17 protein-coding genes and 2 pseudogenes are annotated in these 19,912 nt (G+C 35.6%); 18 read left to right on the top strand and 1 reads right to left on the bottom strand.

All coding sequences use genetic code 11. The annotated features are described in order from the left end of the window. The first annotated feature begins 48 nt into the window (after positions 1-48). Both B7E05_RS04080 and B7E05_RS04085 read left to right on the top strand, forming a co-directional pair. On the top strand, positions 49-1,425 hold the full coding sequence (locus B7E05_RS04080; RefSeq protein WP_080872727.1) for a leucyl aminopeptidase family protein: 1,377 nt from the start codon (positions 49-51) through the stop codon (positions 1,423-1,425). A gap of 1 nt (position 1,426) precedes the next feature. Next, a complete protein-coding gene (locus tag B7E05_RS04085) occupies positions 1,427-2,110 on the top strand; it encodes a copper homeostasis protein CutC (protein WP_179134457.1) in 684 nt (227 codons plus the stop codon). A gap of 91 nt (positions 2,111-2,201) precedes the next feature. Here the strand turns inward: B7E05_RS04085 and B7E05_RS22350 are convergent. After that, positions 2,202-2,494 (bottom strand): annotated as a pseudogene (locus tag B7E05_RS22350) (transposase); the annotation flags it as partial. Positions 2,495-2,954: 460 nt separating this feature from the next. Here B7E05_RS22350 and B7E05_RS04095 point away from each other — a divergent pair. From B7E05_RS04095 to B7E05_RS04165, 16 genes and pseudogenes are all read left to right on the top strand, one after another. Beyond that, on the top strand, positions 2,955-4,439 hold the full coding sequence (locus B7E05_RS04095) for a PTS transporter subunit EIIC (RefSeq protein ID WP_080872729.1): 1,485 nt from the start codon (positions 2,955-2,957) through the stop codon (positions 4,437-4,439). Between the two features lie 97 nt (positions 4,440-4,536). After that, positions 4,537-4,971 carry a PTS mannitol transporter subunit IIA gene (locus tag B7E05_RS04100; RefSeq protein WP_080872731.1) on the top strand — a complete coding sequence of 145 codons (435 nt, stop codon included), beginning with the start codon at positions 4,537-4,539 and terminating at the stop codon, positions 4,969-4,971. After that, positions 4,968-6,128 (top strand): mannitol-1-phosphate 5-dehydrogenase, encoded by a 1,161-nt coding sequence (locus B7E05_RS04105; protein ID WP_080872732.1) that lies wholly within the window; start codon positions 4,968-4,970, stop codon positions 6,126-6,128. Before B7E05_RS04100 ends, B7E05_RS04105 begins: the two co-directional genes overlap by 4 nt. Positions 6,129-6,146: 18 nt before the next feature. Next, entirely contained in the window at positions 6,147-6,785 is a 639-nt protein-coding gene (hxlA, locus tag B7E05_RS04110) for a 3-hexulose-6-phosphate synthase (RefSeq protein ID WP_080872734.1), read from the top strand. Between the two features lies 1 nt (position 6,786). Further along, positions 6,787-7,350: a 6-phospho-3-hexuloisomerase gene (gene hxlB, locus B7E05_RS04115; RefSeq protein ID WP_080872735.1), complete on the top strand. Its 564-nt coding sequence runs from the start codon at positions 6,787-6,789 to the stop codon at positions 7,348-7,350. 155 nt (positions 7,351-7,505) lie between these two features. Continuing rightward, positions 7,506-9,614, top strand: coding sequence for a BglG family transcription antiterminator (locus B7E05_RS04120; RefSeq protein ID WP_080872736.1), 2,109 nt, complete (start codon positions 7,506-7,508; stop codon positions 9,612-9,614). Between the two features lie 102 nt (positions 9,615-9,716). Continuing rightward, positions 9,717-10,466: an HAD family hydrolase gene (locus B7E05_RS04125; RefSeq protein ID WP_281252496.1), complete on the top strand. Its 750-nt coding sequence runs from the start codon at positions 9,717-9,719 to the stop codon at positions 10,464-10,466. Positions 10,467-11,185: 719 nt separating this feature from the next. Next, positions 11,186-12,220 (top strand): hypothetical protein, encoded by a 1,035-nt coding sequence (locus B7E05_RS04130; protein ID WP_218672692.1) that lies wholly within the window; start codon positions 11,186-11,188, stop codon positions 12,218-12,220. 36 nt (positions 12,221-12,256) lie between these two features. Continuing rightward, complete coding sequence (locus B7E05_RS04135; RefSeq protein ID WP_080872739.1) at positions 12,257-13,294, top strand: ornithine cyclodeaminase family protein; 1,038 nt, start codon at positions 12,257-12,259, stop codon at positions 13,292-13,294. A gap of 478 nt (positions 13,295-13,772) precedes the next feature. Further along, positions 13,773-15,158 carry a sodium/glutamate symporter gene (locus B7E05_RS04140; RefSeq protein ID WP_080872740.1) on the top strand — a complete coding sequence of 462 codons (1,386 nt, stop codon included), beginning with the start codon at positions 13,773-13,775 and terminating at the stop codon, positions 15,156-15,158. 191 nt (positions 15,159-15,349) lie between these two features. Further along, on the top strand, positions 15,350-16,387 hold the full coding sequence (gene ltaE / locus B7E05_RS04145; RefSeq protein ID WP_080872742.1) for a low-specificity L-threonine aldolase: 1,038 nt from the start codon (positions 15,350-15,352) through the stop codon (positions 16,385-16,387). A gap of 232 nt (positions 16,388-16,619) precedes the next feature. Then, the gene (locus B7E05_RS04150) at positions 16,620-17,504 is read left to right on the top strand and encodes a MurR/RpiR family transcriptional regulator (RefSeq protein ID WP_179134458.1); all 885 of its coding nucleotides are present in this window, start codon (positions 16,620-16,622) and stop codon (positions 17,502-17,504) included. Positions 17,505-17,939: 435 nt separating this feature from the next. Further along, positions 17,940-18,110: pseudogene (locus B7E05_RS22640) on the top strand (winged helix-turn-helix domain-containing protein); the annotation flags it as partial. Between the two features lie 104 nt (positions 18,111-18,214). Beyond that, positions 18,215-18,376 carry a hypothetical protein gene (locus B7E05_RS22040; protein ID WP_179134459.1) on the top strand — a complete coding sequence of 54 codons (162 nt, stop codon included), beginning with the start codon at positions 18,215-18,217 and terminating at the stop codon, positions 18,374-18,376. Between the two features lie 12 nt (positions 18,377-18,388). Further along, positions 18,389-18,589: a transposase gene (locus B7E05_RS22645; protein ID WP_080872746.1), complete on the top strand. Its 201-nt coding sequence runs from the start codon at positions 18,389-18,391 to the stop codon at positions 18,587-18,589. A 489-nt stretch (positions 18,590-19,078) separates the two neighbouring features. Next, positions 19,079-19,714, top strand: a complete 636-nt coding sequence (locus tag B7E05_RS04165; RefSeq protein ID WP_080872747.1) for a nucleotidyltransferase family protein — start codon at positions 19,079-19,081, stop codon at positions 19,712-19,714. Positions 19,715-19,912: the final 198 nt, after the last annotated feature.

A 19,912-nucleotide genomic window follows, 5' to 3' on the forward strand; every position in this document is an offset into this window, starting at 1 on the left:
GCAGGCCATCGTTGTTATAAATTAGAGCTCAAGGCGAGGAGTCTAAAAATGCAGATTCATATTGTACCTGTAAAAAAAGAAGAAACATTTATAAAAGAATTGAAATTTGGTCAGATAGGATTATTGCAAAAAGAAAATCAAATGTATTGCTATTTAGGGCTGGGAATATCATTGCTTAGTTTTGAAGATATTCGCTTACTTGGTGGTTTTGCGTGGAAAGAGCTGGCAAAATTGTCAAGTGACCAAATACAGATTGACTTTTCTTCAATAGTTTTGCAGTCTGGTAAATTAAATAAACAAGAAGTTATCCAGTGCTTTATGGAAGGATGGCATTTGGCAGCATACCAATTTATAACTTATCAAAAGGAAAGTCATCCACTACCTGTGTTGCAGCTAGTTTCTGAAGAAGAAAATTTTGAGAATTTGAATCAAATAGCACAAGATAAGGCAAATGCGGTTCATTTTACACGTGACCTTTGTAATGAGCCTGCAAACAAATTAACGCCGACGGTTTATGCAGAAAAATTAAGACAAGAATTTGCTGAAACAGATGTCAAAGTAGAAATTATAGAAGATGAAACCTTGTTAGAGATAGACTTTCCAGGTATTCATGCTGTTGCAAAAGGAAGCAGCAATCCACCAAAGTTAGTAGTTTTAACTTTGAATCGTGCAGAACAAAAAGAAAAAATAGCACTGGTTGGAAAAGGAGTAACATTTGATTCAGGCGGTATCAATGCCAAGTCAGGTAGCGATATTGGTGAGATGAAAATGGATATGGCTGGTTCTGCGGCTGTGGCTGGGGCAATGAAATTACTGGAAAAATCTAAAACTCAAGTTAATATTGTAGCAGTTATACCAATGGTGCAAAATCTGGCGGATGGTAACGCAATGCTTCCCTCTGATGTGATACGTTACCGGAATGGTATTCATGTAGAAATCGGTAATACAGATGCTGAGGGAAGGTTAATTTTGGCAGATGGCATGCTGTATGCCCAGGAAGTGCTTGGTGCGAAAAAAGTGATTGATATTGCTACGTTAACTGGCAGTATCGGTGGGGCACTTGGTTTAAAAGCAGCTGGTATTTTTAGTAATGATGAATCAGCTTTATGGGACTACAAACAATTGGGCGAGGATTGTGGAGATTACGTATGGCCATTGCCTGTATACGAAGATTACATGTTACATTTGCAAACCGATGTCGCAGATGTGAATAATATGAGTAACACGCCGTACGGCGGCTCTATTATGGCGGCATTATTTTTGAAACAATTTATGGATGATACGAATAAATGGGTACATATTGATATGGCAAACAGAATGACACCGCATAAAATACAAAGTTATTACACTGCTGGTGCATCTGGATACGGGGTACGGTTATTATATGAAATGGTATTATTTGAAGCGAAAAAAGGTGGAATATAAATTGTTAATTGAAGTAATCGGGACAAGTGTAAATGATGTGATAGATGCTGAAAATACTGGTGCTGACAGAGTTGAATTATGTGCTGAGATGGCGGAAGGCGGCTTGACCCCCAGTATTGGCGTTGTTGAAGCTGCTGTAGATGCGGTGGATATACCTATCAATGTCATGGTACGACCGCATGGAAAATCATTCGTATACAGTGATGTGGATATTGATGTGATGTTAAGAGATATTCGTGCTATTAAGCAGGCTGGTGCAAATGGGATTGTTATAGGTACGTTAACAGAGAATGGTGTCATTAATGAGGGCCAATTACACTGTTTACTGAATGCTGAAGATAGAATGGAAGTTACTTTCCACCGGGCATTTGATGAAGTAAATGATCAATTTGTTGCGCTAGAAGTGCTTTTAAAATATAAAAAAATAAAAACGATACTTACTTCTGGTGGGAAAGATAAGGCAACAGATGCTATTGAACGTCTTGCTGATTTGGTATCATATACTAAGAATAGTAGTCTAGCCATTATGCCTGGAAGCGGCTTGTGTCCGGATAAAATAGATATTTTTCATAAAACTGTTCAGTCGGATGCCCTCCATTTCGGTGCAGGTGTTCGAGTTGATGGTAGTTTTGACCAATTATTTTCTGAAGAAAAAATTGCTCAGATTAGGGAATTGGCAGGGTAACTGTGTTTAATTGATTATGATTTGTGTCACGAAATTGGACACTAGAAAAGAAGTTTTCAAGGTTTGTCAAATAAAGTGTGTAAGTTTCTAATTATTCAAGGTACTTTAACACCCTATCTTTTAACCCATCATGAAGAAGAAGCTGGTTTATAACCATTATCCAGTTTGGGATATAATCGACTTGCTACTTGGATTCCAGTTCTCTAATTCGTAAAAAAATACTTTCTACTGGGCATTCTCATTAGAGAATGCTCTTTTTGTTGCTTTTCGAAAATTGTAATGAATGCTTTCTACTTCATTCGTGGTGTACATTACTTTCCGAATAGTACTTCCATAATCATAAAACCGTTTCACATGATTAAAATTTCTTGTCCATACGTCAATCGTTCTTTGAATAACATGTTGTTTCTATTAATCGGAAAATTAACAATAATATTCCTGCTATATCTTATGATAATTATAATGGTGGGGAGTAGGGTGGAAAAAACTATATGTTAATCATATAAAATGAAATATTGTCTGTTTGTAGATATTAAAACCTGCTCATTTAAATAGAAACTCCCTTGAGATTTCTCCATATGAAATCTCAAGGGAGTTTCTGTGTTGAGCGAAATATCTGAAAATATTGATTTAGTCATTCATTAAATCAACAATTTCTCTAATATTATTTTTCATAAGTAAATTATAAAAGTAAAAATTGGATATTTTTATAATTAACGTATGTCAATCATTTTTATGACAAGATTGCCTTTTATATAGATTGAATGGGCAATTAGGCTGTAATAGCATAAAGATAGAACTTGTTTTATAGAACAGTTCAATTTCATATGAAAGGGGTTTAAAAATGGATGCCACGCTTCAAGATAAAGAACAAAAGGGATCGCTAAAGGCTAAAATCCAAAAGATGGGTAATTTTCTAAGTTCAATGGTTATTCCAAACATTGGTGCCTTTATTGCTTGGGGACTGTTGACAGCATTATTCATACCTGATGGCTGGATTCCGAATGAACATCTTGCCGAACTGGTAGATCCCACGATGACTTATATGCTTCCATTGTTACTTGGGTATACAGGTGGATTTAACGTATATGGAAAACGTGGGGGTGTAGCCGGTGCGCTAGGAACAATTGGCGTTATTATTGGAGCAGATATTACCATGTTAATCGGCGGTATGGTCATGGGGCCTTTATCAGCTTTAATCTTTAAAAAATTAGATCCTATACTAAAAAGAAAGATAAAACCTGGGTTAGAAATGTTAATGGATACTTTCTCTCTAGGTATTATTGGCGCATTGTTAATGGTAGTCGGTTTCATTATTGTCAATCCGATATTTACGTTCATACTTACTATTCTATCTAATGGGGTTGAATGGGTAATGGAAGAGCAATTACTTCCATTAGCAAGTATTTTCGTTGCACCTGCTCAAGTATTATTTCTTAACAATGCGGTTAACCACGGCATTATGATTCCACTAGGTATTGAGCAAGTGCAGGATGTAGGTAAATCAGTATTATTTTTAGTAGAAGGAAACGGCGGTAACTGGTTTGGTGTCGTACTTGCTTTCAGTATCTTTGCTAAAGGGAGCGTAACGAAACGATCAGCAGCAGCAGCTAGTCCAATTCAACTGTTTGGCGGTATAGGTGAAGTAGCTTTTCCATTTGCATTAATGAAACCAAGCGTTATATTAGGTCCGATTATTGGAAATGGGCTCGCTCTTCTTGTACTAGGATTGTTTAATGGTGGGACAACAGGGCCGGTTTCGCCAGGTAGTATCATTTCATTAATCTTAATGTCACCCCAGAGTGCTATGATTACCAATATACTAGCGTATACTGTTTCAGCGGCTGCTTCATTTGTTGTTGTTGCCTTTATATTAAAAAGAGATAAAGCAAAAAGTAACGGGCAAACTGAAGGTGGAGAATCTATAGATTTAGAAGAAAATAATGAAAGTAAATCAAATGAAGAAACAGAAGATACTGTTGATAGTGATAATTATGAGAGAGAAAAAGAAAATTTGAAAGAGAACCTTGAAGGGAAAACGATTAATAAAATTGTAATCGCTTGCGATGCTGGAATGGGATCAAGTGTCATGGGAGCCTCTATTTTGCGGAAAAAGGTGGAAAAGGCCAAGCTAGATGTTGATGTTGACAGTGTTACCGTCAATTCGATTCCAAATGATGTCGATTTAATCATAACTAATAAAATATTAGAAGATCGAGCTAAACAGATGTCGCCTAATAAAGATATTCCAGTTGTTCCCATTAAAGACTTTTTAAACAATGATGAGTATGACAATATCATACAGGATATCGAAGCATCTAGAGAATAAAGTTTTATAGAATAACATTATTAGTGTTTACTAATAAAATTATAGTAATCAAACAGTTAGTGAGGAAAAAGTGTATTTAAAGGAGCTATTCAGTATTATGAAAAAGATATTTAACGAGAAAAATATTATTTTAAATGCATCGTTTACAGATAAAAAAGAAGCCATTAAAGCAGCGGGGCAGATTCTAGTTGATCACGGTTATGTGAACACAGCGTATATTGATGACATGCTAAAACGAGAAGAGGTAACATCCACTTATATTGGAAATCATGTCTCCATACCGCATGGTGTTGAAGACTCGCAGAATAAAATTATTCAATCAGGAATTTCATTTATTCAAGTACCGAAAGGTGTCAGTTTTGGAGAAGGGAAAAAAGCTTACGTCATTATAGGTATTGCAGGAAAAGGTGATGAGCATTTGGATATTTTGAGTAATATTGCTTTAGTGTGTGCAGAAGGAGAAAATATCGAAAAAATGAGACGAGCGTCCTCTAAGGAAGATATTATGAATTTATTGGAGGCAATAGAATGAATAATGCAGTTCATTTTGGTGCGGGTGTAATTGGTAGAGGTTTTATCGGCGACTTACTTCATGCTACAGGGTATCAAGTCACGTTTGTTGAGGTATCCAAGCAATTAGTTAAACAAATTAACGAAACAAATAGTTATGACTTATATCTGATTGATAATAACTATGAAAAGAAAGTGATTGATTATGTCCAGGCGATTTCTCCTGTGGAGGATGAGCAATGCGTTATCGATATGATTGTCAATGGTACAATCGTGACAACTTCCGTTTGGGCTGATAACTTGCCCAAAATTGCCCATATATTGGCAAAAGGACTAAAACAAAGAATGGCAAAGACTGATCAGAAAATTAACGTGATTGCATGTGAAAATGCGCTATTTGCTACAGATATGTTGAAACGGGAAATTTTAAATTGCGGTGTTGATATCACAGAGCAAGAGCTAAATCGAATTGCTAGTTTTCCTAATGCAGCGGTTGACCGGATGGTGTTTGGAAAATTGGTAGATGGCAAAAGAGCTGTTGATATTGGGAAAAACTATGAGTTAGTCATTGAAAGAGACAAATTGGCAAACCCGAATTCTGAACCGATTAAAGGGGCGATATATACAGATAATTTGCATAAATTTCTAGAGCGGAAGTTATATATAACGAATTGTAGTCATGCGTATGCTGCATATATGGGCTATCTTAAAGGTTATGATAATGTTCAGGATGCTTTGGCAGATAAGACTATTTATCAGCAGGTGTTAGCGGCAGTTCATGAATCGGCTGACATGCTTTTGGCTAAATATAATTTCGGCAAGAAAGATTTAGAAGATTATATTCAGTTTGTGTTAGGTCGATTTATGACTGAAGGTATTCAAGATCCAATTACACGCGTTGCCCGTTCCCCCATTCGTAAATTGGACTCGACTGATCGTTTAGTAGCGCCAGCTTTGCAATGCGAAAAGTTTGGGATGGAAAATACCTATTTGTGTAGAGGCATTGCGGCTGCATTACTGTTTAAAAATCCAGAAGACAGCCAGGCTGTCGAAATGAATGATTATATTAATGATAACGGTATTGAACAAGCTGTTCTTCATTATACAAAGATTGATAAGAATTCAAAAACGTATACCAACGTTTTATCACATTTTCATAATCTTATACAAAATAAATAACAAGGAGAGAAAACAGAAATGAAATTACAATTAGCTTTAGATGATATGACATTAGTTGACTCACTTTTAATGGCAGAAAAAGTTAGGGAAAACGTTGATATTATTGAAATTGGTACACCTTTAATCATGCGGGAAGGGATGAGAGGTGTTCGAGAGTTCAAGCGATATTTTCCCGAAAAAGAAATATTAGCAGATTTAAAAATTATGGACGGCGGTTATCTTGAAGCTGATATGGCCTATGATGCTGGCGCTGATTATGTAACGGTATTAGGCGTAACAGACATATTAACAGCAAAAGGGGTGATGAAAGCAGCTGACAAACATAGCAAGCAGATGGTTGTCGACATGATTTGTGTTGAAGATTTGCCGAAAATAGTGCATGAAATGGAAAGCATTAATGCTCAGTATATTGCGGTGCATACTGGTGCTGACCAACAATCCATAGGAAGGCATCCGATTGACGATTTAAAAATTATAAGTGAAAACGTAGCAAAAGCAAAGGTTTCTGTAGCAGGTGGAATTAATAGCCACACGGTGAATAGCTATGTTTCTTATCAGCCTGACGTTATTATTGTAGGAACTGGCATTACGCATGCTGAAAATCCATCAACGGAAGCTAAAGTAATTAAAGAAGCTATGGGGAAAGGAGAAAAATAAAATGTCTCAACCAGAAAATTTATTAGCCATTATTAAAGAACTCAAGGAAGACGCAAAGAGTATTGAACAAAAACAGATTCAGCAATTTAGCCAAGCTATTTTGAATGCTAATCGTATTTTTGTAGCAGGTGTTGGCCGTTCAGGATTTGTAGCTCGAGCATTTTCCAATAGATTGATGCATTTAGGTTTTATGGTTTATTTTGTGGGCGAACCAACAACACCATCAATAGGACGAGGAGATTTATTAATTATTGGATCAGGATCGGGCGAGACAAAAAGCCTGGTATCAATGGCTGAAAAAGCTAATGAAAAAGGTGCTGATATTGCTACTGTCACCATTTTTCCTGAGAATTCTGTTGGAAAACAAGCTCAAACGATTATTAAAGTACCTGGCGTAACAGCAAAGTCAAATAATAAATCGGATAAGACAACTTCGATTCAACCTTTAGGATCTTCGTTTGAGCAGTTGGTATGGCTTATTTATGATAGTGTCATCATGGATTTGAAAGAACAGACGGAACAATCGGATGAACAAATGCTTGCGCGACATGCAAACTTAGAATAAAAAAGTTTATTTGGACGATAATTATACACCTTTTTTCTAAATAATGAAAAAGATAAAATACTTTTCGTTAATATAGTATTTAGGGTGTGAATAAGTAATAAAACGAATTTAAATAACCTGAATTCATTTGTATACGAATTTGGGAGGGGTGGTGCTTGTATATTTCAGCAAGAGAAAAGCGAATTTTAGATATGCTCCTAGATGGTCAAAATAATCTGGTTACTGTAAAAAGTATTGCAGAAACATTAGAGGTTAGCTCCCGGACGATTTATAGAGACCTAGAGGGAATGGAAAGCTTATTGAAACAATTTCATCTTAGTCTTTATACAGAACCCGGGAAGGGCATACAGATACAGGGCTCTGCAGAGGAAAAAGAGACCTTGAAATCAACGGTTGAGGATATTGATGATTATGAGATAACGACAATTGAAAGGCGAATTCTGATTCTTGGTGAGCTTTTGGAGGCATCTTTCCCTATTAAATTGATTTCGTTTGCTAATGATTTTGGTGTAACGATGGCCACGATAAGTAAAGATTTAACAGAGATGGAAGATTGGGTTAGAGCGTTTCATTTGAATCTTGTTCGCAAGCAGAATTATGGCATTCAAATTATGGGCTCAGAACAAGACAAACGCCAGGCTATGAGTGCATTGGTTAAACAATACTTTGACGAATCGAAGTTTATTACTATGTTAAGACAAAACTTACAAAAAAGTTCAGATTGGCATGTTGATACTGTTTCTAAACGACTGCTTGAGATGATAAGTAAGGATAAAATTAAGCTTATAGAACAAATAGTGGGAGAAGTTATTTGTGATTTACCGTATTCTATTGCAGATAGCTCCTATATCGGTTTGGTGGTACACCTTGCACTCACCATGGAAAGAATAAAACAGGGGAAAACGATTGATATTGACTCAGATTATCTGAACGAGATGAAAATGACGCCGGAGTATGAAACTGCACAAAGGATTGCTATGCAATTAAATGCTGATATGCCAGAGGAGGAAGTTGGTTACATTACTATTCATTTACGAGGAGCAAAATTGCGCTATGACGATGGGTCCTTTTTTGAAGAACCAAATATTGATTTGGCAGCCAAGGTTACTACTTTGATTAAGCATATCGATTATAAGTTGAATACACGACTTATCGATGACCGTTTTCTTTTTCAAGGCTTAATGGCCCATCTTGAACGTTCAATTTACCGAATTCAGCAGCAATTGGGGATTAATAATCCGCTTTTAGACCAAATCCGTTCGAATTATCGAAGTCTGTTTGAGATGATTAAACAGAGTGCTGATGACATTTTTGTACCTCTTATTATTGAAGAAGCAGAAATTGGATTTTTGACACTTCATTTTGGTTCGGCTCTCGAACGTCAATATGAAAGTCGATTAAAAGCAGCGATTGTTTGTTCTAGTGGTATTGGTTCCTCTAAAATGTTAGCAAGCCGCATCGAATCAGAAATTGCCGAAATTAAATATATTGATAACATTTCATTGTTTGAACTTAGCTATTTGGATATAGATGACTATGATTTAATCCTGTCAACTATACCTTTGCCGTTAGATGAAGAAGATTATATTATAATTAGCCCGCTTTTAACTGAAAAAGAGGTTTTCGATATTCGAAACTTAATTCAGTATAAACGAAAGGATTTTTGGAAAAGTGGGTCGGTTAAAGCATCAGAAAAGCAACTACTAGATTTTAATAAAAGTATTCATCCAACTATTTCAAAACTTGAACGAATCAAACAGATGTCTACTATGATTGTTACCCTTTTGGAAAACCATCATTTTGCGCAGCTTAACAATAGTAAAACAGTTAAAGATGCTTTGTTTCAAGCGATTTCTTTGTTGAAAACGAAAGGAATTATTTCGGATGTTAGTACGGTTGTAAATAATCTTATGAATCGCCAACAAATATCAGGCCTCGGTATACCTGAAACAAGCTTGGCCTTATATCATTGCCGCAGTGATGCAGTTTTAACACCTTCATCTAGCATATTTTCATTAGAAAGTCCTTTGACAATCCCTGCAATGGATGGATCAGAGATACGTGCGAAAACATTTTTAATACAATTAGCACCGCTGGAACCGGATAATGTGACCTTGGAGTTACTTCAATATATCAGTTCGTTGCTTGTTGAAGAAAAAGAAAGTATCTTAATATTTGAATCAGAGAATGCATCCTGGATTAGGTCATATTTAGTTGACCAATTGACTAAATATTTTTTTAATAACATGGAAAATGGTAAGTGAAGAGTAATGTAGCATTTCAATAAACTTTGAAATCCCTACTATGTATGGATATTATTGTATGTTATGGAAGAATCATATGTCTAGCAAAGGAGTGAACTGTTGATTAAGAATTTGAGTCATATTAAATTAATTGCGCTTGATATGGATGGCACATTATTGGATGATAAAGGGGGAGTATCTCCAGCCAATATTAAAGCGATTCAGGCGGTAAAGCAGCAGGGGATTGATGTTGTATTAAGTACTGGTCGTTTTATTAATGAAGTCACAGATTTTGCTGAAATTATAGAAAATCCTTCTTTTCTTATTACAGCTAATGGAGGGGAGATATGGAAGGATTTTAATCAACTTATTGAAAGACATATTATCCCAATTGATTTAATTGAATGGATATTTGATTTGGCTGCAAAGAGTGAAGCAAAGTATTGGGGAATGACAACAGAGAATTTGTATTATCCAGGTGGTTTTCCGGAATGTCTTCACGCCTATGAATGGTTAAAATTTGGATTGGAAACACCAAATGATAATCTGCGACGTAACTTTTGGGAAAAGCTCATAAAGATTAAGGAACTGGAAGTGACAAATTCTAATTTTATCAATATAGAAATCAATGCTAAAGGTGTGAATAAAGCGAAAGCTCTAAAAACTGTTTGTAAACTAAAGGGAATTTCCTTGGATAATGTACTTGCAGTGGGAGATAGTCTTAATGATATTTCTATGATTAAGGAATCAGGTTATGGTGTGGCCATGGGTAATGCACAGCCTGATGTGAAGAAAGCAGCAGATTGGATCACAGAAAGCAACATTAAAGATGGCGTTGCGCAGATATTGGATAAATTAATTAATTCGAGTTGATTTATATTGAACAACTATCTGTAAACGAGTTAAAACGTTGTTAAATAATAGAATAATTTTAAATGACACCTGAATCAAAAAGTTATATGATTCAGGTGTTTCTGTATGCTCAATATAATCTAGTTAATTCCACTTTAAATATTATTTAACCTTTAAAGTGGTATACCTGAAGTAGAAATACTTTCTTTAATCAAGAGATGCTCAGCTCAATAAGGTATTGCCGTAAGCAGGCAGCGTATCTATGGTTAACTAACGCCCAAAAAAATATTGATTTGAGAAAGAAATAAAATTTATTTCTAGAGAAGAGGAGCTGTATCCAGGAAATCAGCATGAAAAGAGGAATAATCAGTTATAGTGACGTCTACTTAATTTTTAAGTGCTTCTTGGGCGGGTTTACTAAATACTGAAAAATTTGGATAAACAATCTAATAGAAAGACAATTATTCCTAAATTAACTATTCCTATGTATTTTGGTTATTTCAAGATATGAAACTTCTAATCAATCATGCTTTCTGTATGTAAATCAACATTAACAGGAATACTTCACAGGCTTTGAGATGACTATCTTCAGAATTAATGAATACTTGATGAAAATCTTTCATAAATTAAATAAAAAGAATCCTAAAAATCAAAGTAAAGAGGGGAGGAGCTATTTTATTAGTGGTACTAATAGAAAACAAAATTATGAGCTGGATTCTTAATATCAGGGGGTGAGCAAAGTGAATGCGCCTTTACTATTTTTAAACCAAGAAGAAGTGAAGCAATGCGGCGGAGCAGACATGAAAAAGACGATTGATATTATTGAAAAAGTATTTTCTCTTCATCATAAAGGGGACTATGTTTTACCTGATAAAGCAGTATTGAGGTGGGGAGATGGTGATTCTGAATCAATAATGGGCCGAATAAATGGTATGCCCGGATACATTGGAGGAGAATTTAATTTATCAGGGATAAAATGGATATCCAGTAATCCTAGCAATCCATTTAAAGCTAACTTACCACGTGCAGCTGGAACAATTATTTTGAACGATCCTGATACCTACCTTCCAATAGCTGTCATGGATGGGACATTGATTAGCTCGATGAGAACTGCTGCGAATAATGGCTTGGCAGCAAAGTATCTTGCTAGAAAAGATTCTGAAGTTATTGGTCTCATCGGTGCAGGTGTTTTGAATCGAACAGTTTTATTAGCTTTGTATGAAGTGTTACCTAACTTAAAAAAGGTAAAAATTTATGATTTGGATAAAAATAGATCGCAACAATTTATTAATGATATGAAATCTACTGTCCCTGTTCAAATGAGTATTAGTGAATCAGCAGAGAACACAGTGAAAGATTCAGATGTATTCGTGACAGCAACTGTATCAAAAGAGCCTATCGTTAAACCGGAATGGATCGGACAAGGATCACTTTATCTTCAACTTGGAAGTAATGAATGTGAATTTGATGTTGTCTATGAAACTGATAAGTTTGTTGTGGATGATTGGGAAAAAATCAAAAGCAGAGGCGGGTCTACGCCTGCCATCATGCATAGGGAAGGTAATCTTAGTGATAGTGCTGTTTATGCCAGTCTAGGCGAGTTAGTAAACGGCGAAAAGAAAACACGTGAAAATAATAAAGAAAAAATATATTTTAATAGTGTCGGTTTGGGGATACAGGATATTGCGGTAGCAAAGATGATTTATGAAGAAGCAAAATTCAAACAAATTGGTAAACAATTGGATTTATGGGGGAGCCCGAATACACGTATATAACACGTCATCACTTGATTATGGAGAGGGTTGTTAATAATGAGCGCACCTTTAATATTTTTGAACCAAGAAGAAGTAAAGCAGTGTGGCGGAGCGGATATGGAAAGAACAATTGATATTATTGAAAAAGTATTTTCTCTTCATCAAAAAGGGGACTATGTTTTACCAGATAAAACCGTATTAAGGTGGGGAAATGTTGAGTCTGAAGCTGTAACAGGGCGTATAAATGGTATGCCCGGATACATTGGAGGAGAATTTAATTTATCAGGGATAAAATGGATATCTAGTAATCCTAGTAATCCATTTAAATCTAATCTTCCTCGTGCAGCCGGAACGATTATTTTGAATGCCCCGGATACCTACCTTCCGATAGCTGTCATGGATGGGACGCTAATTAGCTCGATGAGAACAGCTGCAAATAATGGCTTAGCAGCAAAGTATCTCGCTAAGGAAGATTCCAGAGTAATTGGTCTTATCGGTGCAGGTGTTTTAAATCGAGCTGTATTGTTAGCTTTAAATACCGTGTTGCCACAACTAGAAGAAGTTAAGATTTTTGATTTGGATTTTGACAGGTCAAAAAGTTTTATAAATGACATGCAATCTTATATTCCATCGGTAAAAATGAGCATTAGTGACTCGGCTAAAAATGCTGTAGTGGGGTCTGATGTATTCGTAACAGCAACTGTAACAAAAGAACCAATCATAAAATCAGAATGGATTGATCAAGGTTCACTTTACCTTCAAGTCGGACCACATGAATGTGAATTTGATGTGATTCACAAAGCCGATAAAGTGATTGTCGATGATTGGGAAAAAATTAAAAGCAGAGGAAACAAAACGCTTAGTCATATGCATGCGAATGGAGATTTTGAAGACAGTGGTATTCATTCCCAATTAGGAGAACTTGTAAATGGGGTAAAAGAAGGACGGGAAAATGAACAGGAATTTATCTATTTTAATAGTGTAGGAATGGGAATCCAAGATATAGCAGTAGCTAAAGAGGTTTATAAAAATGCAAAAAAAGAAGGTATAGGAACAGAACTTGATTTATGGGGAGCTTCTTCTACTTTTATGTAAGTGAATAGATTTCTTCAGATATCTTGAACAGGTTGATAATTCGTAAATTGGGCATCGACAGTTCCGTTTGAACATGAACAATAATATACGTTCCTGTTATAATCCGACGCTCAATAGATAAAGTGAAAAATGTATTTTTTCGATGTGCTAGTTTATAGCTATTTCTCTTTGGAGAAATATAGTCCTATTCGGCTCCATAGTAGGTGAGTTAATTGGCCATGTGTAGCGCAGTCAGTAGTGAAACATATTGTAAGCGGATTATTAATAAATTAATGTTATAAGGTTTGTGCTTAATCGTACATTTTGGCATCGTTTAAACGGTCTCCCTGTGACTCGTACTATGGAGCTAATAAATGTTGTTCTTGCCCGGAGATGGAGAACACGAAATGTTCAAACTAGAGTTGTTAGGAGGTCTTCAGCTATTTTAAGAGTTAAAGTGCAAAAATCTTTAATATACTGAAGATAAGGAGATGTTACTATGCTCCCGATTGAAAGTGTTGAATCTGGAACGCTTAGTACTTTACTGATATATACAATTTGTTTAGGGATTCTTATACTTATAGGAATTATTATCCGATTAAAAGTTAAAATATTTACAAAATTCATTATTCCTGCATCACTCATTGCTGGTTTTATTGGCTTGATAATCGGTCCACATGGACTAAAATTATTGCCAACTTCGATGTATGATACATGGTCAGGGTATGCGACGATTTTAATCTCTATCGTTTTTGCTCCAATGTTAATTGGGATTACAGTAAACTTTAAGCGGATTAAAGAGACGCAGGCGATACCACAATTAGTGTTCTCGTGGACAAGTAGTTTTTTACAATGGGGAATACCATTGATTATAACTGCCTTATTTTTAACTCCGGTATTTGGCATTGATCCTTTATTTGGAACGTTAGTTGAGGTGGGGTGGTCAGGAGGCCATGGTACTGCTGGAGGGATGATTGAAGTATATGAAAATCTTAATTATTCAGATGGTGGATCATTAGGGCTAACGACAGCTACCGTTGGATTATTAATTGGAATAATCGGAGGGACCATCTTAATAAACTACGCAGTTAGAAAAGGGTATACAAATTATATCGGCATAAAAGATACGATTACAGATTCAACCTCAGCTACAATGGGACTTATACCAAAATCTGAGCAGAAATCTTCATCGGTTAAAACCGTTCAAAGTGAAGTGGTTGAAGGCTATGCATTCCATGTTGCGATTATATCAATAGCGATTTTTATTGGATGGATTTTGCAAACCATCATTGAACCTTTTGTACCAGGGATGCCGCTTTTCCCGCTAGCATTGATTGGGGGATTCATTGTTGGAGTGATACTAAAACGAACAACTTTATGGGAAGCGGTGGACGTTGGAACCTTTCGAAACATTCAAGGTACGGCACTAGATTTTCTTGTTGTATCGGCAGTTGCAACGATAAGTATCCCGATTGTTTTAGAGTATTTTTGGCCGTTATTAATCATGTCAATAGTTGTTTTATTTTGTATGTTTGGTTTTTTCTTCTATATTGGACCTCGAATATTTGCAAAGGATTGGTTTGAACATTCCATTATTTTATTAGGCACCTCAACAGGTGTAGCCGCAGTAGGGTATATGCTATTACGAATGGCAGATCCAAAGATGGAATCAGATGCGTATGTTGCTTATGGATTAAGATCTCCCTTTAGTAGCCCGTTTGCTGGCGGAGGATTAGTGACTGCTTCCATACCAATATTCACTGTATCGTTTGGGGCTTTGCCAGTAGGTATTGCTTGTATTGTAGTTATGATTTTGATTTTTGTTGTATGTAAGATTTTTGGCTTGTATGGTCGTCATAATAACAGCTATTTTAATCGAGAATAGTATCGAAGAGTAAACATTTATCGATCTGAATACTATCAATGTAACTCTGATATCGGTATATACACTCTGCTCCCCTTTCGCACTGAGAACATCTGTTTAACTACCTTGAATTAGAGAGCCATTAACGGGGAGGAGAGTTATTTTCATGGTTTTCTTGTACTTTAAGCGCACTGAAAGGAATGATATTTAAGATGCAAATAGATTTAAGGAGTGACACGGTTACTAAACCGACGCAAGAAATGAGAGAAGCAATGCTGTATGCTCTTGTTGGTGACGATGTATATGGCGAGGATCCAACAATAAACCAGCTGGAACAATTATCAGCTAATATACTTGGAAAAGAAGCGGCTTTGTTTCTTACAAGTGGGACACAGGCGAATCAAGTTGCTGTTTTAAGTCAAACTCGACCAGGAGAAGAAATTATCCTAGAAAAGAACTCTCACCTCTTTTATTATGAAACAGGTGGACTTGCTTCTCTAGCTGGTGTTCAGGCAAGAACGTTAGAGGGGATAAATGGTCAAATGCAAATGGATGACATTCAAGATGCCATTCGTGGAAATGATATTCATTATCCGAAAACGAGCTTAATAGCTCTTGAAAATACACATGCACGATCAGGCGGCAGAATATCGCCAACTAGTTATATGAATGATGTTTACACGCTTGCCAATAACCAAGGGATTTCGGTTCATTTAGATGGGGCCAGAATTTTTAATGCCTCCATAGGATTAGGTGTTCCTCCTAAGGAAATTGCACAGTATGCAGACACGGTTCAATTCTGTCTCTCAAAGGGGTTAAGTGCTCCGATGGGATCCATATTAGCAGGAAAGAAAGAGGTTATTGCTAAAGCTAGAAAATGGCGCAAGACACTAGGAGGCGGAACAAGGCAAGCAGGAGTGGTTGGCGCTGCCGGAATCATTGCCTTAGAAAAAATGATAGACCGGCTTGTTTTTGATCATGAAAATGCAAAAGAACTAGCAAGGAAGCTAGAGCCACTTCCAGGACTTAATATAGATTCAGTGGGGATAGAATCAAATATTGTCATCCTGTCTGTTAAGGAGTTGGGCATCGATTCTGTTCAATTTGCTCAGCTATTGAAAGAAAGAGGCGTGTTAGCTAACGCTTTAGAGAAATATAAAGTTCGCTTTGTTACACATCGTGAAATTGGAGAGGATGATATTAAGAAAGTAAGTGAAGTTATTAGGGATATAACAATATTATATCAATAATTAATATCTGGCAGTATATGAATATTGTTTTTTTATGTTTTACGATCTTAGTAAAGCATAGCGCAAAAACTTACAGCAGGCTAAGTAAGGGCGGGGGATGACTATCCTAATACTATGACAGACTCTATCAGCTATATCCTATTTCATTTATGTTAATATATATTCACTATCCTACAGAGCTTCAAGCTAATGATTGATTAATATTTTTGAAGCTCATATAAGACCAATAATGATGAGCGTAAACAAGGAGGGGGTATCTATTTCAGTTCAGAAATTATTCCTGGATCGTGTGAAAGAAAACAGCATAAAGCTCACTAAATCTCAGAAGTTAGTAACGGATTATATCATCAATAATATAGAAAAGTCTTCCTATATGACAGCATCAAAAATAGGTGAAAACATTGAAGTGAGTGAGTCAACTGTTATTCGTGTCGCCAGTAATTTGGGGTATAAGAGTTTTTCGGAGATGCAATCATCGATACAAGAAGAATTCATATTTAATCAGACTAGCCGAAGATTACAAATGGCGAGTAATAAAATTAACAAACACAATGCCTTTAGCCAAAGCGTGAATACAGACATTTCCAACATTCAATCTACGATAGATAAAATGAATATGAATGATTTTGAAGAAGTAATAAGGTTGATTGGAGGAGCCAGAAATATCTATACGTTAGGTTTTCGCTCGTCTATTGCTGACGCATATTATTTAGGGTTTGCTTTGAATAGAATGTTAGGGAACGTAACGCCTATTACATCTACTGGAATGGATTTAGACAATTGTTTAATGACAGCCGATGAGCAAAGTCTGGTTATTGCTTTTTCTTTTTCGCGTTATACCAAACATACAATTGAATGCATAGAATATGTAAAAACAAAAAAACATGCAAAAGTTGTCTCCATCACAGACAGTATTAAGAGTCCAATTGTACCTATGAGTGACTACTTTTTCTTAACATCTGCAGATTCATTATCCGCCCATTATTCCCATGTTTCTAGTTTTACTATTATAAATGCGATTTTAGCAACTGTTGGTCAATATTATAATGAAAGAGTCATTCAGAATTTAAATAATGATGAAAGAAATTTAATGGAAAAGAATACTTTTTATTTATGAGTTTTAATATACTGTAAAATAAATTATTGTAAAGATGAAGACATAACAACTAAAAAAGTAAAACATGGTTCTAGGCCAATAATTTATATCCAATTTACAAATAATGCTGAATTTCTTTCCGATAACCGGGTTGATTATGTGAAAATATTGTTTTAATAAAGCAAAGCTTATGTGATTGTTGATTTGAGTGCAAATTTAATTACTATATAAGTTGAATTAAAGGTTCCAACGTTTTTAAAACAGGGTATAGATTATAAAATACCTTGAAAGGATTTGAAAGCTATAAACGTTCGAAGCCAGATGGAAGAATTGAAAGAAGCGATGAAAACTGCTACAGATTCTCGTCACTATGAACGCTAACGCTATCAATGAGAAACGGTATCGACTCAAGTTCCGGCAGATGTCGTTTTTACTGCCAGATATAATTGGACATTATCTCTTATTACGCAATTTGTTAAAAACCAAAGGGACATTAGTTATAGTTTGCGTGGGATGTTACCTCTTTTATACTCGCTTGGATTAAGCTATACCCGCCCAACTTATACGATTGAGAAAGCAGATCCTGAAAACAGAAAGAATTTACAGATACAACCTTTCCCGCTTTAAAAAAACTAGTAAATGAAGAGATACGTAAAGATGAACCGATGATACGAGATTACCAGGCTACACAGCGCACATGATTTTTAAAGGGAAAGCAGTGAATTATCCCAATGCATGGACAACACAAAGGTGTAAAACTGGTTGGCACATTGAACTTTGAAACTGGTAAAATATGCTGCATCGAAGAAGAAAAGTTTGATGCAGCTGCTTTTCTAACATTTTTAACTGTGGCACTCGAACATTATCCTGTCGGTAAAATAGTTATCATATAAGACAATGCCCAGATTCACCACGCCAAACTCCTTCGCCCATTTTTGGATGAAAACAAAGGACGGCTGGACCTTGTGTACTTATCTCCCTACAGCCCAGAGCTCAACCTCATTGAATGTTTACGGGAATGGCTGAAAGAATCTGTCATTAACAATGTTTTTTCCAGATGTCTGAAAAATTGCGCTCAAGGTCAGAGAATTTATTGGTGGTATTAATAGTGTAAGGATACAATTATCGATCAGCTTTGTGTCAGGATATAAGTTAAAATCATAAATTCAACTTATATAATCGTCAAAATGATTGTTTAAGTGATATTTGTTATGGAATTATATGAAAAAAATAGGTATAATGTTCTGAAAAGAAGAAAGAAAACATAGGTAATGTCAACAAGTCCTATTGATTGTGTATAATATATTTACGTTAACATTGATCTAAGCGCATTTAAGTCAGACTTGATTAGGTATTATATGAAATGGTCAACCAGTAGAGTTTTATCCTGAATTAAACTGCAGTAAAGTCCCCACTTAAGAATGTAAAGTCATCGAAATACTACAAGTGAGAGGAAACTTGCTGTAAAACCCGGTTTCTTTTGAATTAACATTTTAAGGGGGAAGGAAAAACTCTAACAGAGTGAAATATCATTTTATTGAGTGAGATTTTGGATATATCATGTGTGTAATTTTTTATTGCTAGGAGTTGTTATTATGAGAGCATCGGAAACATCAATATATGCCATTATTCTTGCAGCTGGAACATCGAGTCGAATGGGGAAACCAAAACAATTACTTTCTTTTGGTAACAATAATCTCCTTGATACAGTGATTCGTCTTGTATCATCAGAGGATTTTACTGAAATATTGACCGTCATAGGTAGGGAAGCGGAAACTATTCAAAAAGCAATTACCATCGGTGACCCGCGTTTTCAATGGGTTATTAATCCAAATTTTGAAAAAGGTCAAAGCACTTCTTTACATAAAGCGATTGAACATACATCGGGAACCCCAATAAATGTTATAATTTTTTTAGGAGATTTACCATTTCTTAAGTCAGAAACAATTCAAACGGTTTTTAATGTGGGGAAGAAGAAATTGCAGAGTATACGTGAACCCTTTGTCGTTAGACCAAAGTTGAAAGGGAAGGTTGGTCATCCAGTTTTTTTGGGGAATATTGAACGCGGATGGTTCAATCAATTACAAGGAGATCAAGGCGTAAAATTAATCCTAAAGCAAATTCACAACCGTACAGAAGTAGAAGTTTTAGACGAGGGGATTTTGTTTGATATCGACACCCCAGAAGATTATGAAAAGGCAGTAACACTGCTGAATAAGAAACATAAATAAACATCTACCAAGGATGTTCTAGCAAAGAACGAAGTTTTCAACTCGTGAAGAGTAAAGCTATCTGACGAGGGAAATGTGCCCTAGGAGTAAGCGCTAAAAAAAGAAAGTGGGTCATTTGTTTAAATATTCGAATTAGTTATGAGTTTTATTTTTATAAAAATCCACGTATATAAATTATTTTTGTAGTTAAGGTTAAAA

It is taken from the genome of Oceanobacillus timonensis (genome assembly GCF_900166635.1).
Classification (GTDB): domain Bacteria; phylum Bacillota; class Bacilli; order Bacillales; family Amphibacillaceae; genus Oceanobacillus; species Oceanobacillus timonensis.